The following is a 19,557-nucleotide window of genomic DNA, read 5'->3' as shown; positions in this document are numbered from 1 at the left end:
TGCTTAATTTGCGCATTCTTTCGTTCCTGTCTATATCATGATCAGTACACACAGCAATATTAAGCCGATAAAAAACAGGGGTTTTCTTCTCAGGACAATTCACGTCGGACCTGCCGCACAATTTAATCATTCACTGCTTTTAATAGCAACGGACTTGCTCGCTCAAAATTTAGGATAAGGGCTAATTCATTTAAGGCATTAACTGCGGGAATACGTTTTATCGTGCGGCGTCGAAACCTTGTTTGTAAAAACGGTACCACCACTATCGTTGAATGGAGTGATAACCATGCGTCCTGTTTCTATTATTTCCGAATTAACTGGCGTATCCAGCACTGTTCAAGCCTCTGAAGTAACCCTCACGGCGCCATCCATTGTGAAGCTTCAGCTCGAGCGCTCGGATATCGCCTCTATCACTCGCTCTGGCCAGGATATGGTCATCAAGCTCAACACGGGCGAGACCTTCACCGTCCGCAATTTTTACGTTGAGAACGCGCAAGCCGCAAACCACCTTGTTCTGGAAGACAGCCACGGTGCGCTCTGGTGGGTTCAGGACACCGGTGACAGTTTGAATTTCCAGCAAATCGATAACGTTGACGCCTTTATGGTGGCCGAGGGCGATTCCGACGGTGGTGCCATTTGGCCCTGGGTTCTGGGCGGCGTCGCTGTTGCTGCGGGGATTGGTATTGCAGCAGGGGGTGGTGGTGGTGGTGGTGGTGGTGGTGGCGGTGGTGGCGGTGGTGGTGGTAGCGATTCCGACGACAATTCTGGCAGTGGAAACGGCGGCAATGGCAACAATAGCAACGGGAATGGCAATAACGGAAATGGAAACGGAGGTGGAGATGGAGATGGAAACGGGAACAATGGCAATGGGAATGGGAATGGGAACGGGGATCCAGACACCACACCGCCTGCAGCGCCTACCAATCTGGGTGTGTCACCAGACGGTACAACACTAACCGGTAACGCCGAGCCGGGCAGCTCCGTTGAAGTTAAAGATGCGGATGGAAAGGTCATCGGCAACGGCACCGCTGGCAGCGACGGGCATTTCAGCATTACGCTTGATAATCCGCAGATCAGCGGTGAACAGCTGACCGTTAACGCCACCGATAAGGCAGGCAACGCCGGTCCGGGCGCAAGTGTCACGGCCCCTAACATCGATCTGCCTGAAACGCCGGTTATCCTCAGCGCCGTTGACGATCACAGTTCAACGCCAACCAGCATCAGCAATAATCAGGTAACCAACGACAACACACCGTTGTTGAAAGGTACAGGTACTGCAGGCAGCACGGTGCATATTTTCCAGGACCGCCATGAGATTGGCACCGCTGTGGTGGGCAGTGACGGCACATGGAGTTATCCCATCACGACCGCTTTGGTCGACGGCCAACATTCCTTCACCGCGATTGCCTTTAATCTGAAGGGTCACAGCCTGGAGTCCTCGCACTTTACGCTGACCATCGATACCCAGGCGCCGGATGCGCCACAGCTTTCTGCCGTCACCGATGATGTCCAGACGATTGTCGGCCCGCTGCAAAGTGGGTCCGTGACCGATGACGCCAGACCCACGCTCAACGGCAAGGGCGAAGTGGGCGACACCATCACGGTCTACGATGGTCAAACCAAACTGGGCACCACCACCGTGGATTCCAGCGGCAACTGGAGCTTTACCCCTTCGCAGCCACTGTCTGACGGGCCGCACACGCTAATCATTACCCAAACCGACCTGGCTGGGAACATCAGCGCTAATACGCTCTCGCCAACGTTTACCGTGGATACTTCACCGCCGGATCCGGTCAACATTACCGACGTAGCAGAAAACGGCGCGACCGTCACCGGCACTGCCGAAGCGGGCAGCACAGTATCGATTTATGATGGTAACAACGTCCTGCTGGGCACCACGATTGTGGGCAGCAACGGCGAGTTCATCGTCACGCTCAATCCGGCACAAACGCAGGGCCAGTCGCTGGAAGCTCGCATTCAGGATGCCGCCGGTAATGTCGGCCAACCAACTGATTTCACCGCCTCAGACTCCGGCTTCCCGGTGCAGCCTATTATCGTCAGCGTCACCGATGATTTCGCGCCGTCCACCGGGAACGTCGCCAGCGGCGGAGACACCAACGACAATACACCGACCCTCAAAGGGACGGCAGAACCAAACACTATCATCAACATCAGCGATAACGGCATTATGTTACTCCCACCAGTGACCGCCGACGGCAGCGGCAACTGGACCTTTACCCCCCTGCTGCCGCTGGCAGATGGCGATCACGTCTTTACCGCCACCGCCAATAACGGCCTGGGAACCAGTGGCCCGTCGACCTCGTTCACGATTGATGTCGATACCGTGCCGCCAACGCTGAGCGATCTGGAAGTGGTCGATCAGGGTCAGACACTGACCGGGATCACCGAAGCGGGCAGCACGGTGGTAGTGAAAGACAGCCTGGGCAACCAGCTCGGGACCGTCACCGCCGGTCAGGACGGTAAATTCTCCATCACGCTGAGTACGCCAAAAACCAATGGCGAATCGCTGACGGTCAGCGTGACCGACAAAGCCGCTAACATCGGCACGTCTGAAATATTCAAGGCACCGGATACCACCGCACCGAACCCACCGACCGGTCTGCTGGTAACGCCGGACGGCCTGCACGTAACCGGTCAGGCAGAGCCGAACAGCACCATCACCATAACCGACGGGAACGGCAACATTATCGGCACCGGAATCACCAACGACGCCGGAAACTTTGTGGCAACGCTGGACACACCGCAGCTCAATGGTCAGGGCTTACTGGCCATAGCCACCGACGCCGCACAAAACCCAAGCCAGCCTGCGAGCGTAGTGGCCCCGGATACCACCGCACCGGATGCGCCAAATGGCCTGGTGGTGAACGAGACCGGGACCCAGTTAACAGGGAATGCCGAGGCGGGCAGCACGGTGATTGTGAAAGATCCGGAGGGTAACGTGGTGGGCAGCGTGAAAGCAGACCCGACGGGCCACTTCACCCTGCCGCTTTCACCGGCGCAGGATAACGGCGAAACGCTGACGGTGACCGCCACCGATATGGCGAACAACACCAGCCTACCTGGATTTGCTCACGCACCCGATATCACCGCGCCAGACCAGCCGGTTATCTTGCAGGTGACGGATGATATCCCAGGGATAGTCGGCGCACTGAATAGCGGAGACACCACCAACGATTCGCAGCCGACGCTCTCAGGTAAAGCCGAAACAGGCTCGACGGTCACCGTCTATGAGAACGGCAATCTGCTTGGCACCGCCATCATCGACGGCAGCGGCAACTGGAGCTTTACCCCTGACAGCCCACTGTCTGAAGGCAGCCATCAATTTATCGTTAAATCCACCGACGCAGCCGGTAACGCCAGCAGCTCAGCGCCATTTAACATTCTGGTCGATACCGTGGCACCACAGGTTCCGGCCATCACGCTGGTGAATGACGATGCACCCGGTATTCTCGGCCCTATTGCAAATACCGGCCTGACCAACGACAGCACCCCAACCATCAGCGGCACCGGCCAACCAGGATCGATTGTCCATCTGTTTGATAATGGTCTTTTGCTCGCCAGTGTCACCGTGACCCCATCCGGAACCTGGAGCTACACCGTCCCGGATACGACACCGCTGACGGGCACCGATCATTCACTGACTGTCAACGCCAGCGACGACTACGGCAATACTTCCAACGATTCAACAGCCTGGACCTTCAAACTGGATACCCTGGCACCCGCTGAGCCTGACTTTACCGGCCTGACCACCTCAGGTGGTGCGGGAATTGATCCGGGTGCGCTCACCAGCGAGACCAAACCGCATATCACCGGTACTGGCGACGTGGGTTCCATCATCACCATTTACGACAACGGCAAAGAGATCGGTCAGACCACCGTCGATGGGGACGGTAACTGGAGCTTCACGCCGACGCTGGCACTGGGCGATACCACTCATCTTCTGACCGCCACCGCCACCGATGACGCGGGAAATGAGAGCAACCCGGCCAGCTTTACCATCAAGGTCGATGCCACCGCCCCGGATGCACCGCTGATTATTTCAGCCACCGTCGACGACGGCGCTGTGGTGCTGGCAAACGGCAGCATAACCAATGAGACCGAACCGTTACTGAGCGGGAACAGCGAACCCAACGCCTTCATCACGCTGTATAACAACGGGGTCGAACTGGCTACGGTGCAGGCTGACGCCAGCGGCGCCTGGAGCTATATACCGGACAGCGACCTGTCCGAAGGACTGCACGTCATCACCGCTACCGCCACCGACGAGGCGGGGAACATCAGCCCTATTTCCAATGGCTTCTCGGTGCAAATTGATATCACCGCACCTGACACCCCGGCAGCCCCGCTGGTCACGGACAACGTTCTGCCGGTGGTGGGTAACGTCGCCAACAATGGGTCAACCAACGACACCACCCCAACCTTTAGCGGCACCGGGGAAGTGGGCAGTACCATTTCGATTTACAACGGTAACGACCCTACCCCGCTCGGCACCGCAGTTGTCGATGAAAGCGGCAACTGGAGCTGGACACCTGGTTCCCCTCTACCGCTCCCAAGTTACTCCATTAGCACCACCGCCACCGATATTGCGGGTAATACCAGTGCGCATTCTCCGTCGGTCAGCTTCACCATTGATACGTCAACTCCGGACACGCCGGTTATCAGCTATGCCCAGGATGACGTAGGTTTTCCTACCCAAGTGAATAACGGCGATACCACCGACGACAGCACGCCGCAACTGACTGGCACCGCAGACGCCAACAGTACCATCACCGTTTCTTATGGCAGCACCGTGCTGGGTATGGTTACCGCTGATGAGTCAGGTCACTGGACGCTGCCGCTGACCACCAGCCTGCCGGACGGCACCTACACCTTCACCGCGGTTGCCACCGATAAAGCCGGTAACATCAGCGCTACCTCAAACGCTTTCACCGTGATCATCGACACAACTGTACTGCAGCCACCTGTCGTTGAGCACATTGCCGATGACAAGGGCGTTATTCAGGGCGATTTGACCAACGGAATGTTCACTGACGACCAGACGCTGGTGATGTCCGGGACCGGCCAGGAGGGTACGACGGTCGTCATCTACGATAACGACCTGGAGCTCGGTACGGCGGTGGTTACCGACGGCCAATGGACATTTACCACACCACCGCTTTCAGTCATTCCGCTGACCGATACACCGCACAGCTTCACCTTCACCACCCGGGACGGTGGCGAGGAAACGGCTCAAACAACACCGATTGTCATTACTGTGGATATCAATCCACCAGCTGACCCAATCATCCTGACCGTCGCCCCGGACGGCACCACAGTGACCGGTACGGCAGAGGGAAACTCGACGGTCATCATCAAAGATGCGGGCGGGAATCCCGTTGGCCAGGCGGTCGCAGATGCGCTCGGTAACTTCAGCGTCACCCTCTCCCCGGCGCAAACCGGCGGACAAACGCTGACCGCTATCGATCAGGATCTGGCGGGTAATCAGAGCGAGGGCGTCGATTTCACCGCCTCCAACTCCGGCCTGCCTGACGTGCCTGTGATCACCCAGATCCTTGATAACGTTAACCCAGTCGTCGGCCCGGTCGCCCCTGGCGGCAGCACTGACGACACCACGCCAACCCTGAGCGGCACCGCCGATGCCAACGCTACCGTGCATATTTACATCGACGGCAATCCAATTGAAGCAGGCAATGTGGTCGCAGACGACAGCGGCAACTGGAGCTTCGCCATCTCTTCCGACTTGCTGGAAGGGCCGCACAGCTTCACCGTCTCCGCCACCAACGGCGTGGGTACTGGCGGGCTTTCCGCGCCAACCACCATCACCGTCGATTTAACCGCGCCGTTGGCACCAACCATCAGCAACGCAACGGACGACGTCCCTGCCAACGTGGGCACCATCGATAGCGGTCAGTTGACCAACGATGTGCGCCCAACATTGAACGGTATCGGCGAACCAAACGCCACCATCACCGTGTATGACAATGGATTGAAAATGGGTACCGCCACCGTCAACGACACCGGGACCTGGAGCTTTACCCCGCTGGCCGATCTCACCAGCGAATCACATGATTTCACGGTCACCGCAACGGATGCCGCCGGCAATACCGGGCCAGCGTCCGGGAGTTTCACGCTCAATATTGATGCGATTGCCCCGAATATCCCGGCGATCGGCTCGGTGACGAACGACAACGGCACGCTGCCGGTGGCGATACCTCAGGGAGGCGCGACTAACGATACCCAACCGTTGCTCGGAGGCACCGGGGAAATCGGCAGCACCATTACCGTGTATGACAACGGTAATCTGCTGGGCACCGCCGTAGTTGACGGAACAGGTAACTGGAACCTGCCATCGCCGACCGCGCTGACCGAGGGCAATCACAGCCTGACCGTCACCGCCACCGATCCGGCGGGCAACACCAGCGTACCTTCTGCCGCGTATCCAATTGTTATCGACACCGCTCCACCGGCCATACCGACATTACTGACCGTCACCGACGATCAGCCGGGCGTCACCGGGCCGCTGGTAAACGGACAACTCACTAACGACACCACGCCAACCCTCAATGGTCGTGGTGAAGTCGGCGCGACGATTAAAGTCTTCTCCGACGGCGTGCTGGTCGGCAGCACCACGGTGGATGACTCCGGGGCCTGGAGCGTCACCCCGACCACAGCGCTGACCAATGGTCCACACATACTGACCGTCAACCAGACCGATCCGGCGGGCAACATCAGCGCCAGTACCGGGGGCTTCACCGTTAACGTTGATGCCAGCGCGCCTGTCGCCCCGGTTATCACTTCGGTGGCGGATAACACTGCCCCAGTGATTGGCGTCGTCCCGAACGGCGGCAGCACCAACGAAACCCATCCGGCCATCAGTGGGACCGGGGAAGCAGGCTCGACCATTACGCTGTACAACGGTGCAGCGGTGCTCGGCACCACGACCGTTAATGCAGGGGGGAACTGGACCTTTACCCCAACCACCGCGCTGACCAGCGGAACCTGGAATATCACCGCCACCGCTACCGATGCCGCGGGCAATACCGGGCTTGCGTCTGACGTTCGCAGTTTTACCATCGATACCGTTGCCCCTGGCACACCGGCCATTACGACGGTGTTTGACGATCAGGGCCCGGTCACCGGAAATCTGGGCGCCGGAGCCGTAACCGACGATACACAACCTGCAATTTCCGGGACCAGCGAAGCCAATGCCAGCGTCAAAATTTTTGATGGTGGTAACCTGGTGACCACCGTCACCGCCGACGGTAACGGCGCGTGGACCTGGACCCCGGGCAGCGCGCTGGCACAGGGTAGCCACACCTTAACGGTCACCGCCACTGATGCGGCGGGCAACATCAGCCAGACCTCCAACAGCGTGACTTTTGTGGTCGATTCACTGGCACCGCTGGCGCCGGTTATCACCTCTCTGGCCGATGACGTTACGCCGGGAATTGGCGCGATTGTGGTCGGTCAGACCACCAACGACAACACGCCAACCGTGAGTGGCACGGCGGAAATCGGTGCCACGGTCAACATCTATGATGGCACTACGCTTATCGGAACCACCACGGCGGATGCGCTCGGCAACTGGATTGTCACCACCTCAGCGCTGGGTGATGGGCCGCACACTCTGACCGCCAAATCCACGGACGCGGCGGGCAACGTCAGTCCATCTTCCTCAGGCTTCGGCATCACCATTGATACATCAGCCCCGATCGCGCCAGTCTTGCAGTCGGTGACTGACGACGTCACCGGCGGTGCGGTGGGTGCACTGACCAACGGCCAGCTCACCAATGACAACAAACCGACGCTGGCTGGCACTGCCGAAGCGGGCAGCACGGTCAGTGTTTATGACGGTGCAACCCTGCTCGGCACCACTGTTGCAACGGGAGGCGCATGGAGCTTCACGCCGGGTACCGCGCTGTCTGATGGCTCGCATACGCTGACCGTCACCGCCACTGATGCAGGCGGCAACATCAGCCCCGCCACCAGCGGCTTTGTGATAGTGGTCGATGCCACCGCGCCTGTGACGCCGGTTATCACCACCATCGTGGATGATGTGCCGAATATTGTTGGCACAGTGGGCAACGGCCAGCCCACCAACGACGCGCAGCCAACGCTGAACGGTACAGCGGAAGCTAACAGCACGGTGCGTATTTACGATAACGGCACGCTGGTCACTACCATCACCGCAACGCCAGCAGGCACCTGGGCCTGGACACCGCCAGCAGCCCTCACGCAGGGGAATCACAGCTACACCGTGACCTCCACCGATGCGGCGGGCAACCTTAGCGTAACCTCTACGGCGGCAGCTATCGTGGTCGATACTATCGCCCCAGGCGCACCGTCTAATCTGGCGGCGAACAGCACCGGGACGCGGATCACCGGCACCGCCGAAGCCAACAGCACCGTAACTATCACCAGCAGCACCGGCACGGTGTTAGGAACGGCAACCGCTGACGGTATCGGCGCGTTTACCGTCACCCTTTCGCCAGCCCAAACCAGCGGCCAAACACTGCTGGCTTTCGCCCAGGATAAAGCGGGGAACACAGGGATCTCCACGTCATTCACCGCGCCGGACACCCGCGTGCCGGATGCGCCTACCATCACCAGCGTGGTGGACGACGTCGCCAGCTACACCGGGACCATTGCTAACGGTCAGTTGACCAACGACGCAAGGCCAACCTTGAACGGGACCGCGCAGGCCAATGCGACGGTCAATATCTACAACAACGGGACCCTGCTCGGCACCACTAGCGCCAATGCCAGCGGCGCATGGAGCTTCACCCCAACCGCCAACATGACGGAGGGCAGCCACGCCTTTACGGCCACGGCCACCAACGCCAACGGGACGGGGGGCCCCTCGTCAACCACCAGCATTAACATTGATACCACTGCCCCATCGGCGCCGGGCATCAACATCAGCGCCGACGGCAGCACCCTTAGCGGGACGGCGGAAGCCAACAGCACCATAACCATCACCCTGCCGAATAACGCAGGCACGTTGACCGCCACCGCTGGCAGCGATGGCAACTGGACACTCAACCTGCCGGTTCGCCAGATTGAAGGCCAGCATCTAACCGCCACCGCCACCGATGTCGCCGGGAACACCTCCGGTCAGAACTCAGTCAACGCACCAACCCTGCCGCTGTCGGCGGGGGATAACATCACTAACCTGGCGCTGACCTCCACGGCCACTACGACCACCGAGCACCTGACCGACTACGGCCTGTTGCTGGTGGGGGCGCTAGGGAACGTGGCGTCGGTACTGGGGAATGACACCGCGCAGGTGACCTTCAACATCGCCGACGGCGGTTCCGGGGATGTCATCATCGATGCCGCCGCCACCGGGATCGTGCTGTCGCTGCTCTCCACCCAGGAAATCGTGGTGCAGAGATTCGATACTGCCAGCGGCTCGTGGACCACCTTCATCAACACCAGCAATCCTGATTTCGCCAACCTACTGACCCTGACCGGCAGCGGCGTCACGCTGAGTCTGACCGGCCTCACCGGCGGGCAATATCGCGTCCTGACCTACAATTCCAGCCTGCTGGCGACCGGGTCTTACACCAGCCTTGATGTGGACGTGCATAAAACCAGCGCCGGATCGGTCAGCGGCCCAACCACCGAGTCGGGCAACGTGATCACCGACCGTGATACCACCGGTGGACTGGATAACGCTCCAACCGGCACCACGGTCACGCAGATCACCGACGCCAACGGCGTAGTGACCACGGTCGGTGCAGGCGGGGCGAATATCACCGGGCTGTACGGCACGCTGCATATCAATCAGGACGGCAGCTACACCTACACCCTGACTAACACCTCAGCGGCGGTGCTGGGACACAAGGAGAGTTTCACCTACACCATCACTCACAACGGCGTCAGCGATTCGGCGCAGTTGGTGGTCACCCTCGGCCCGGTTCCGGCGGCCAGTTCCGTGGTAACCGCCGATGACACTGCCTCGCTGGTGTTCAACACCAACGTGGAAGCGGTCAACAACGGCGCGTCGTCGCAGTCGGGCTTTACGGTGGTTGGAGTCGGTCTGGGCAACGTGCTGAACCTCGACGTGCTCGCCAACATGAGCAATCCGATCAAGTTTGATGTGGAAGACGGCAGCACCCGCACCATGACGCTGCAATCGTCGGTCGGCGGCGTGGCGCTGGCATCGACCTTTGACCTCTACATCTACCGCTTTAACGATCTGACGCAGCAGTACGAACAGTATCAGGTGCAAAAAGGCTGGCTGAACGCTCCGCTGCTGGGCGGCCAGTCGAGCCAGCTGACCCTGACGCTGCCGGGCGGCGAATACTTGTTCCTGTTGAATACCGCAAGCGGCGTAACGGCGCTGACCGGTTACACCCTCAACATATTGCAGGATCATTCCTACGCCGTAGACAGCCTCGCCGCCAGCACCACCGGTAACGTGCTGAACAACGATGTACTGCCAGCCGGGGCGCTGCTGACCGAAGTCAATGGCGTGGCAGTATCGTCCACCAGTACCACCACCATCAACGGGCTGTACGGCACGCTGACCATTGATGCCAAAGGGAATTACACCTACGCCCTGAAAAGCGGCGTCGGGGCCGACAGCATCAAAACGCCGGATAGCTTCGTCTACACCGTGAAAGCGGCGAATGGCGATACTGACCGCGCGTCGCTGAATATCACACCAACGCCACATGCGCTGGATGCGGTGAACGACGCCAGCGCCGTGATGGCGGTGACGGCCGTGCAGGATATGATTGCCTACAACAGCGGAGCACTCGGCTCAGCAACCATCTTTACGCTGGGTAGTAAAGGCTCCGGCAATGGCAGCTTTGATATCACCGGCCATAACGCGCTGCTGAACTCTTCGCTGACCTTCAACGTCACGTCGCTGGTCTCACTCGGGGCGCTGAATGTCACCTGGTCAATCGCTGAGAATGGCACCGTGCTGGCATCTGGCACCACCCCGATTAACTCGCTCGGCCTGCTAGCGGCGAGCGTGACCGTGCCGCTGAGCGGGCTGGAGCTGGATGCGGGGCACTACACCATTTCCTTCACCGGTAATCTCGGGGGGCTGGCGGTCGGAAATGTCACCATCACCCCGACCGTGACCGGCACCACCTCGCATCTGGATATCTTTGAAACCAGCGGCAGCAGTTCGGTGCATGGCAATATCTTTGACGGCAGCGAGGCCGCCGGGGCCGCCGACCAGCTGGCGAGTGTGCATACCACCCTGAGTATTACCGGCGCAGGCAGCAGCACCGCCACGCTGGATCCGGCAGCCAGTGCAAGCACTGCCACGGTGCTGGGTAAATACGGCACACTGCAATTTAATCTCGACGGCTCGTACACCTACACCCTCAACAACGGCGTGGCGCTGTCGTCGATGAACAGCAAGGAGACCTTCAGCTACACCCTGAATGATAAAAATGGCCATACCGATACCGCGACCCTGACCATCAACATGAATCCGCAGATGGCCAGCACCGATCAGCATGACGTCGTCACCGGCTCCGCCTACGGCGATACGTTGATTTACCACCTGCTGAACGGCGCCAGCGCGACCGGGGGCAACGGCAACGATGAATGGACCAACTTTAACCTCGCTCAGGGCGACAAAATCGATCTGCGCGAATTGCTGACCGGCTGGGATCACCAGGCGTCAACGCTCGGTAATTACGTGCAGGTCAGCACCAGCGGTGCTAACACGTTGATTTCAGTCGACCGCGACGGCACAGGTTCCACCTATAACTCCCCCCCTTTAATTACCCTGGACGGCGTTCACACCACACTCGCGGAGCTGATGCAGCAGAACCACATTGTTACCGGCTAGACGACAACAGCCCCGGCGGTCACGGCTTCCGGGGCAAAAAACAAAAAAATGCTGTGTTTTTGAAAGGGATACAATATGGGAAGAAGAGCGCCTGTCGCATTATTGCTGGCATTCCACCTCTGTTCCATTCAGGTGTATGCCGAGGATGAGCCACAATCCATCAGTTCTGAAGGACTGGCCAACGAGCAGGGATTACCTTCGCTCGATGGCTCTGCCGCTGAACTTCCCTTGAGTTCCGCCGCGCCCGGCACGCTGACGCTCAATCACGCCGTAAGTCGCGCCGTTAACTGGCACCCGGCCATCCGGGAGGCTATCGGGAAACTGCTGTCGCAAAACGACCAGATTAACGTCGCTAAATCGAAATATTACCCGCAGGTGACCGCGGGCATGAACAACGGTTACAGCAACACCTACACCAACAACGGCTACAGCCCGTCGCTGGTGCTTTCCCTGTCGCAGATGCTGTACGACTTTGGCAAAGTGTCGAGCCAGGTTCGGGCAGAAACGGCGGGAGCCGCGCAGGAACAGGCTAACGTACTGGTGAGCATTGATACCGTGGCGCACGATACCGCGTTAGCGATGGTACAGGTGCAGTCCTGGCGACAAATGGTCGACGCTGCCAAAGAGCAGTTGGATGCGCTCAACGGCATTGGGAATTTAACTCAGCAGCGTAACGATGAAGGGGCCACATCCCTTTCGGACGTCGTGCAAACCAACGCCCGTATCGAATCGGCGCGTTCGCAAATGGTGCAGTATCAGGCCAACCTCGACAGCGCGCAGGCCACGTTAATGACCATGCTCGGCTGGAATACGCTTAATGGGATCAGCACGGAATTTCCGGCCAAGCTTGAACAAAGCTGCATGATGGCCAAACCGGAAGACCGTCTGGTGCCGTCAGTGCTGGCGGCCTGGGCGCAGGCCAGCGCCGCGCAGGCCAACCTGGATTACGCTAACGCGCAAATGACGCCGACCATCTCGCTGGAGCCGTCGGTTCAGCATTATCTCAATGACAAATACCCCAGCAGTGAAGTGCTCGATAAAACGCAATATTCGACGTGGGTAAAAGTCGAAATGCCGATTTATCAAGGCGGAGGCCTCACGGCGCGGAGCGATGCTGCCAGCCATGCGGTCCAGTCTGCGCAATCGACCATTCAGCGCACGCGGCTCGACGTGCGCCAGAAACTGCTGCAAGCACGCAGCCAGTCGCTCAACCTTGCCAGCGCACTGCAAATCCTGGGCCGCCAACAGCAGCTCAGCGAACGCACCCGCGAACTCTATCAACAGCAATATCTCGACCTCGGTTCTCGCCCATTATTGGATGTGCTCAACGCCGAACAGGAAGTCTATCAGGCACGCTTTGCAGAGCTGCAAACGCAAAGCCAGCTCCATCAGCTTCAGCTTGACTGCCTCTACAATACCGGCACGATACGCCAGGCTTTTGGCTTAAATAATCGCAGCATCCAGTCCGTGGAGATCCAGCCATGACCCGTGCCGCTCCTCCTGTTGAAGAACTCATAAGTGACCGCGCCCTCAGCAACTGGGCGCTGGCCATCGGTCACGTTGCAGCCCACTATCGGGTGGTTTGTTCGCCTGGTGCGATTCAGGCCAACGCCCCGTGGTTTAAAGGAAAAACGCACACCCCAGCCCTGACGCAGCTCTCGCGTCAGGCCGGGCTGTCGTTCCATCAGCTCACCCTCAACGAACACGCATTCAGCCAATGGCGACTACCGGTGGTGGCAGAGCTTGAAGACGGTCAGCTGGCGGTAATAGAGCACTTCAACGGCGAGGATGCGGTCGACGTATTCATGATTGACGACGACGGGGAAAGCAACCGCGTGGTCGCCAGTGAATTGTTATCGTCGGTAAAATACGTCGCCGCCCTGCGCCCGCTGTCGGCGCTCAAGGACAGCCGCGTCGACGCCTACGTTTCCCGCTTCAGCCCCGACTGGATGAAAGGGTTAGTGTTGCAGGATCTTCGCCCCTACATCCCGGTGATGGTCGCCGCGTTTCTGGTTAACGTACTGTCACTCGCCGGGATCGTCTTTTCAATGCAGGTGTATGACCGGGTGATCCCGGCGCAGTCTTACCCGACGCTGTACGTGCTGGCGACCGGGGTACTGATTTCCGTGATCTTTGGCTTCCTGCTGCGTGAAGCGCGCACGCATATCATGGACGTGCTCGGCAAACGCGCCGACATGCGTATCTCCGACCGGGTGTTCAGCCACGCCCTGCGACTGCGCAACAGCGCGGTGCCCCGCTCCACGGGCAGTTTCATTTCTCAGCTGCGCGAGCTGGAGCAAATCCGCGAAATGATCACCTCGTCCACGCTCTCGACGCTGGTCGATCTGCCCTTCTTTTTCCTGTTCGTCATTGTGCTCGGGATAATCGCCCCACAGCTATCATGGATTGCGCCGATTGCCGCGGTATTGATGGTGCTGCCCGGCCTGCTACTACAGAAAAAACTCGCCATCCTCGCCAACCAGGCGGCGCACGAATCGACCCTGCGCAACGCAGTACTGGTGGAAAGCGTGCAGGGGCTGGAAGACATCAAACTGATGCAGGCGGAGAACCGTTTTTTGCAGCAGTGGAACAGCTACATTCGTATCACCGGTGAATCCGGGCTGCGTACCCGCAAAGTGACGCAGGGCCTGATTGGCTGGGGAATGTCGGTGCAAAGTCTGGTCTACGCGGCAGTGATCCTGTTCGGCGCGCCGCTGGTGATTGAAGGCACGCTGACCACCGGTTCGGTGGTTGCCGCATCCATGCTGGCCTCGCGCATGATTGCGCCCATGGCCGGGCTGTGTGGCGTGCTGGCCCGCTGGCAGCAGGTAAAAGCCGCGAAAACCGGCCTCGACAGCATCATGCAGCTACCAACTGAAACTCAGCGCGACGAAACGCTGGTGCATCAGGAAATTTTCCACGGACACTACGTGTTTGAGAATGCGCATTTCCGCTATCACCATGAAGATCAGCGCGTACCGCTGCGGATTTCACGCCTGGAAATCTTACCGGGCGAGCGGGTGGCCCTGCTTGGGCGCAACGGCGCGGGGAAATCCACGCTGTTGCAAGCGCTGGCGGGCGGCGTCGATATCGTCAACGGCGATCTGCGACTCGACAATCTCAGTATCTCGCAAATCGACATGGCCGACCTGCGGCGCAACATCGGTTTTCTTAGCCAAAACGCGCGGCTGTTTTTCGGCACGCTGCGCGAAAACCTGACCCTTGGCGCACCACACGCCAGCGATGAAGCGGTGTTTGAAGTACTGGAAATTTGCGGTGCCGACAGCTTCGTCAAACGCCTGCCGAAGGGGCTGGACCATCCGATTATGGAAGGTGGCAACGGCCTTTCCGGCGGTCAGCGCCAGGCGATTTTGCTGGCGCGCATGTTGCTGCGCTCGCCAAATATCGTCCTGCTCGACGAGCCGAGCGCGTCGCTCGATGAACACACCGAACGCGAATTTATCCAGCGCCTCGGTAACTGGCTCGGCAACCGGACACTGATCGTCGCCACTCACCGTGTGCCGATGCTGGAACTGGTGGAACGCGTGGTGGTACTGAAAGAAGGCCAGTTGGTGATGGACGCGCCAAAAGCGCAGGCGATGAACAATAGCCGTTCGCCGGTTCCGGCGGCGGCCAGCGGACGGGGGTGGAACAATGAAAACCAATCAGCGTGACATCGCCATGGACGACCTGGATATCCGCCGGGAGAACGCATTTTCCGGTGCCAGCAAAATCATCCTGCTCTCCGCCGTGCTATTTCTGATCCTCGGCGTATGGGCGTGGTTTGGCCAACTGGATGAAGTCTCGACCGGCACCGGAAAGGTGATCCCCAGCTCGCGCGAACAGGTCTTACAGTCGCTCGACGGCGGGATCCTCACCGAACTGATGGTTCACGAAGGCGATAAAGTGCAGGCGGGCCAGGTGGTGGCGCGGCTGGACCCGACGCGCTCGGAATCTAACGTCGGCGAAAGTGCCGCCCGCTACCGCGCATCGCTGGCCTCCAGCGTGCGGCTGAATGCCGAAGTGAATGACCTGCCACTCAAGTTTCCCGATTCGTTGAAAGCCTGGCCGGACCTTATCGCCTCCGAAACACGGCTGTATAAATCCCGCCGTGCGCAGCTCACCGATTCTCAGGCGGATTTGCAGGATGCGTTAAATTCCGTCAACAAAGAACTCGCGATCACCCAACGCCTTGAACGGAGCGGTGCCGCGAGCCATGTGGAAGTGCTGCGGTTGCAACGGGAGAAAAGCGATCTCGGCCTGAAAATCACCGACCTGCGCTCGCAATATTACGTACAGGCGCGAGAGGCGTTGTCCAAAGCCAATGCCGAAGTGGACATGCTCTCGTCGATCATTAAAGGGCGCGAAGATTCCGTGACCCGCATGACGGTGCGATCGCCGATGCGCGGGATCGTGAAAAATATCCAGGTGACGACGATCGGCGGCGTTATCCCGCCTAACGGTGAAATGATGGAAATAGTCCCCATAGACGATCACCTGCTGATCGAGGCCCGACTTTCGCCGCGCGACATCGCGTTTATCCACCCCGGACAACGGGCGCTGGTCAAAATCACCGCCTACGATTACGCCATTTACGGCGGTATCGAAGGCGTAGTGGAGACCATCTCGCCGGACACCATTCAGGATAAAGTAAAGCCAGAAATCGTGTATTACCGGGTATTTATCCGCACCCACCAGGACTATTTGGTGAACAAGCGTGGCCGCAAATTTTCGATATCACCGGGCATGGTCGCCAGCGTCGACATCAAAACCGGCGAGAAAACCGTCATGGATTATCTGATCAAACCGTTCAACCGCGCGAAAGAGGCGCTACGTGAGCGATAAGTGAGCGTTTACGCGGGTTATAGCGGTGGTATTTAGTCTGGCAGGTCTGTTATACTGACTGGAACACATTGGGGCTGATTCTGGATTCGACGGGATTTGCGAAACCCAAGGTGCATGCCGAGGGGCGGTTTGCCTCGTAAAAAGCCGCAAAAAAATAGTCGCAAACGACGAAAACTACGCTTTAGCAGCTTAATAACCTGCTAAGAGCCCTCTCTCCCTAGCTTCCGCTCTTAAGACGGGGATCAAGAGAGGTCAAAACCAAAAGAGATCGCGTGGACATCCTGCCTGGGGTGAAATCGCTAAAACTAATCAGGCTAGTCTGGTAGTAGCGTGTCTGTCCGCAGCTGCCCGGCGAATGTAAAGACTGACTAAGCATGTAGTACCGAGGATGTAGTAATTTCGGACGGGGGTTCAAATCCCCCCAGCTCCACCAAAATTCTCCATCAATGGTTACCAGAGCCACTTGATGAAGTCGAAAGCCCGCATAGCGAAAGTTATGCGGGCTTTTTTGTGCCTGGAAAATTCTCCGAAAACATCCGGGTCGTTCCCGCGAACATTGGTGTGCTTACACCAGGATTTCTGGCCACTTCGTTCTGTCACCGGTGCAATACCTGCATAGTTTTAAATTTCTTCAGCGTTGTTAAACCAGTCAGGGTTATCCCACCAATGCTGCAAGAATTCGCGGGCCATGATCGTCAATGCTCGATAATCATCCCGGCGGCAATGATCGTTAACACGCACACCGTAATGGCGACGTACAGGTAATCTCTGTCGCGCAAAAAGAATATCGCCATCATCGCCACCCGGGTCACCGGCAGCAGAATGAAGACAGCCACGCCAGCTTTTACCAGACGGTACCCACTAAGCAGAGGGAACAACGCAACGGAAGGTTCAAGCGCAGTAATGATCATTCCCGCTGCAATTAATGTACACGCTAGCCATGTCCCATATTCCAGCAGTACCGCAAGCAGGGGTTCTTGCGGCTTCCTGTTTTCGATTGTCGGTTTCATATTGTCCCGCTGAATAAATGAACGTCAACCGTACTCATGAGCATCTGAATGGCCAACAGCGCAAGGACGATGGCGAAAAAGACGCGCAGCTTATCTGCGGGCAGACCTGTCAGTAAATGTGCCCCTACCCGCGCACCTACCACCGATCCCAGCGCTATCGGCCCCGCGAGAGTAATATCGATATCGCCACGCACGAAGTACGCGCCAGCACTGGCTGCCGCCGTGACGCCAATCATAAAGTTTGATGTCGCCGAAGACACTTTAATCGGCAATCGCAAGGCAGTATCCATTGCCGGAATTTTCAACACTCCGGAACCGATACCCAGTAAGGCCGAGATCAAACCCGCACCGAACATCAGGCACATACCCAGCGGTATACGACCAACCCGATAAGGCACCGGCAGTCCTGTTACTGCATCCGGGACGCTGGCATGCAGACGCAAAACCGACGCCCAGCTCTTCATCACTGGCGTGCTCACATCGACAAACTCACGCCGTCGACCCAGCATCTGTAGCGCTGACACAGCCAAAATAACGGCAAAAAGAACGTACAACAGCGTGGTGGATACGACACCAATCAGCATCACGCCGACGAGTGCTCCCAGCGTGGTTGCAATTTCCAGCACCACCGCCAGGCGAATATTGGTCAGCTGTACTTTCAGGAAGCGCATAGCACTGCCACACGAGCAGGCAATCACTGACACAATACTCGCGCCAATTGCAGCATGAAGGTTCATGCCGAAAAGCTGGGTCAGGATCGGCACAATAAAAATACCGCTCGCCATCCCAAGCGTACCACCGAGTGCACTGGCGCCAAAGGCGGCGACAAAAAGCCACAAGGTTTCCATTGAAACTATGACGAATGAGGACGCGGAGAACGCGCCAGGTGAGTCACGAAGCTAATCATGTCACCACGGTAGAAAAGATTTTCGTAATCGATGGGCTGGCTATCGCGGGTGTATGACGTACGCTCGATTAAGAAGATAGCGCTGCCAGGATCGACCATAAGGGCGGCGGCCACATCAGGCCGGGCAATGACCGCTTCAAGCCGGTACTCCGCTCCGGTCAGCGGAAGATCGTATTTGTCTTCAAGCAGTGAGAATATCGGTTCAGCATCCAAATCATGAGTGACGACTTTGTCGCCAATATCAAGCGGCAGGTAAGTTTCATCAAATGAGATCGCAATGCCGTCTGCCAGCCTGATGCGCTGAATTCGCATCACATCACTGCCAACCGGTAAAGCGAGCTTACCGGCAACGCGAGCATCTGCCGTCACCACCGTCTTATCCAGCAATCGGGCGGTCGGAACACGGCCAGACTTCTGCATATCCTCAACAAAGCCGGTTAGCGAAGTCAGTTCCTGAACTATCTTAGGCTGGGTAACGAAAGTGCCTTTGCCGCGCCGAATTTCAACCAGCCCACGGGCGACCAAATTTTCGATCGCTTTACGTAACGTTGTGCGACTGACGTTAAAGCGCTCGATTAAACGCCCCTCGGAGGGGAGTTGGCTACCCGGAGGAAGCTTTGCTTCCGCAATGTCGGCTGCCAGTGCGATTTCAACTATCGCGTACAGTGGGCTGTGTTCATTCATCTTCAATACTCACGTTCAATACTGAACCCGGTTGCAGGTTCAATGAATAAAGAGATCATGACATCATGATGTCACTATGTCAAAACCCTCCTTCAGGTTAAGGTGCCTGTGTAAGTATCCCGCTTAACCGGCCCATTCACTAAAAAGCGGCTTTGTTGAATAAATCGAACTTTTGCTGAGTTAAAGGATCAGATCACGCATCATCCGGCAACACGGGTCGTCCCATGGCAAAACAGAAGTTTAAAGTCACTAACTGGCGCAATTACAACAAA

The 19,557-nt window shown here is 58.1% G+C and carries 7 protein-coding genes, 1 other RNA gene and 1 pseudogene; 6 read left to right on the top strand and 3 right to left on the bottom strand.

Annotated features, from left to right (window positions below; genetic code table 11):
- Window positions 1-286: 286 nt before the first annotated feature.
- From MUU46_RS00740 to ssrA, 5 genes are all read left to right on the top strand, one after another.
- On the top strand, window positions 287-11,839 hold the full coding sequence (locus MUU46_RS00740; RefSeq protein ID WP_258964493.1) for a BapA/Bap/LapF family large adhesin: 11,553 nt from the start codon (window positions 287-289) through the stop codon (window positions 11,837-11,839).
- A 75-nt stretch (window positions 11,840-11,914) separates the two neighbouring features.
- Window positions 11,915-13,324 (top strand): TolC family outer membrane protein, encoded by a 1,410-nt coding sequence (locus tag MUU46_RS00735; RefSeq protein WP_258964492.1) that lies wholly within the window; start codon window positions 11,915-11,917, stop codon window positions 13,322-13,324.
- Window positions 13,321-15,513 carry a type I secretion system permease/ATPase gene (locus MUU46_RS00730; RefSeq protein WP_258964491.1) on the top strand — a complete coding sequence of 731 codons (2,193 nt, stop codon included), beginning with the start codon at window positions 13,321-13,323 and terminating at the stop codon, window positions 15,511-15,513. The genes MUU46_RS00735 and MUU46_RS00730 overlap by 4 nt, the downstream gene beginning before the upstream one ends.
- Window positions 15,514-15,520: 7 nt before the next feature.
- Window positions 15,521-16,684 (top strand): beta-barrel domain-containing protein, encoded by a 1,164-nt coding sequence (locus tag MUU46_RS00725; RefSeq protein ID WP_159758597.1) that lies wholly within the window; start codon window positions 15,521-15,523, stop codon window positions 16,682-16,684.
- Window positions 16,685-16,754: 70 nt separating this feature from the next.
- Window positions 16,755-17,117: a transfer-messenger RNA gene (gene ssrA, locus MUU46_RS00720) on the top strand.
- Between the two features lie 262 nt (window positions 17,118-17,379).
- On the opposite strand, the gene MUU46_RS00710 is transcribed toward ssrA, so the two are convergent.
- Genes MUU46_RS00710 through MUU46_RS00700 form a run of 3 tightly spaced genes read right to left on the bottom strand, consistent with a single transcriptional unit; the run spans window position 17,380 to window position 19,285 of the window.
- On the bottom strand, window positions 17,380-17,694 hold the full coding sequence (locus MUU46_RS00710; RefSeq protein WP_258964490.1) for a DUF1634 domain-containing protein: 315 nt from the start codon (window positions 17,692-17,694) through the stop codon (window positions 17,380-17,382).
- Window positions 17,691-18,542 carry a sulfite exporter TauE/SafE family protein gene (locus tag MUU46_RS00705; RefSeq protein ID WP_159758102.1) on the bottom strand — a complete coding sequence of 284 codons (852 nt, stop codon included), beginning with the start codon at window positions 18,540-18,542 and terminating at the stop codon, window positions 17,691-17,693. Before MUU46_RS00705 ends, MUU46_RS00710 begins: the two co-directional genes overlap by 4 nt.
- Window positions 18,543-18,547: 5 nt before the next feature.
- On the bottom strand, window positions 18,548-19,285 hold the full coding sequence (locus MUU46_RS00700) for a GntR family transcriptional regulator (RefSeq protein ID WP_159758104.1): 738 nt from the start codon (window positions 19,283-19,285) through the stop codon (window positions 18,548-18,550).
- 159 nt (window positions 19,286-19,444) lie between these two features.
- Between MUU46_RS00700 and MUU46_RS23075 the strand changes: the two are divergent.
- Window positions 19,445-19,557, top strand: a pseudogene (locus tag MUU46_RS23075) (hypothetical protein); the annotation flags it as partial.

It is taken from the genome of Scandinavium tedordense (assembly GCF_024764965.1).
Lineage (GTDB): Bacteria > Pseudomonadota > Gammaproteobacteria > Enterobacterales > Enterobacteriaceae > Scandinavium > Scandinavium tedordense.
Note: the sequence above shows the minus strand (reverse complement) of the source record. Positions and strands in the feature narration are given on the sequence as shown.

Excerpts from the sequence above, each read along its gene's own strand:
- MUU46_RS00740 (WP_258964493.1), top strand. The coding sequence starts at position 287 with ATGCGTCCTGTTTCTATTATTTCCGAATTAACTGGCGTATCCAGCACT.
- MUU46_RS00735 (WP_258964492.1), top strand. The coding sequence starts at position 11,915 with ATGGGAAGAAGAGCGCCTGTCGCATTATTGCTGGCATTCCACCTCTGT.
- MUU46_RS00730 (WP_258964491.1), top strand. The coding sequence starts at position 13,321 with ATGACCCGTGCCGCTCCTCCTGTTGAAGAACTCATAAGTGACCGCGCC.
- MUU46_RS00725 (WP_159758597.1), top strand. The coding sequence starts at position 15,521 with ATGGACGACCTGGATATCCGCCGGGAGAACGCATTTTCCGGTGCCAGC.
- MUU46_RS00710 (WP_258964490.1), bottom strand. The coding sequence starts at position 17,694 with ATGAAACCGACAATCGAAAACAGGAAGCCGCAAGAACCCCTGCTTGCG.
- MUU46_RS00705 (WP_159758102.1), bottom strand. The coding sequence starts at position 18,542 with ATGGAAACCTTGTGGCTTTTTGTCGCCGCCTTTGGCGCCAGTGCACTC.
- MUU46_RS00700 (WP_159758104.1), bottom strand. The coding sequence starts at position 19,285 with ATGAATGAACACAGCCCACTGTACGCGATAGTTGAAATCGCACTGGCA.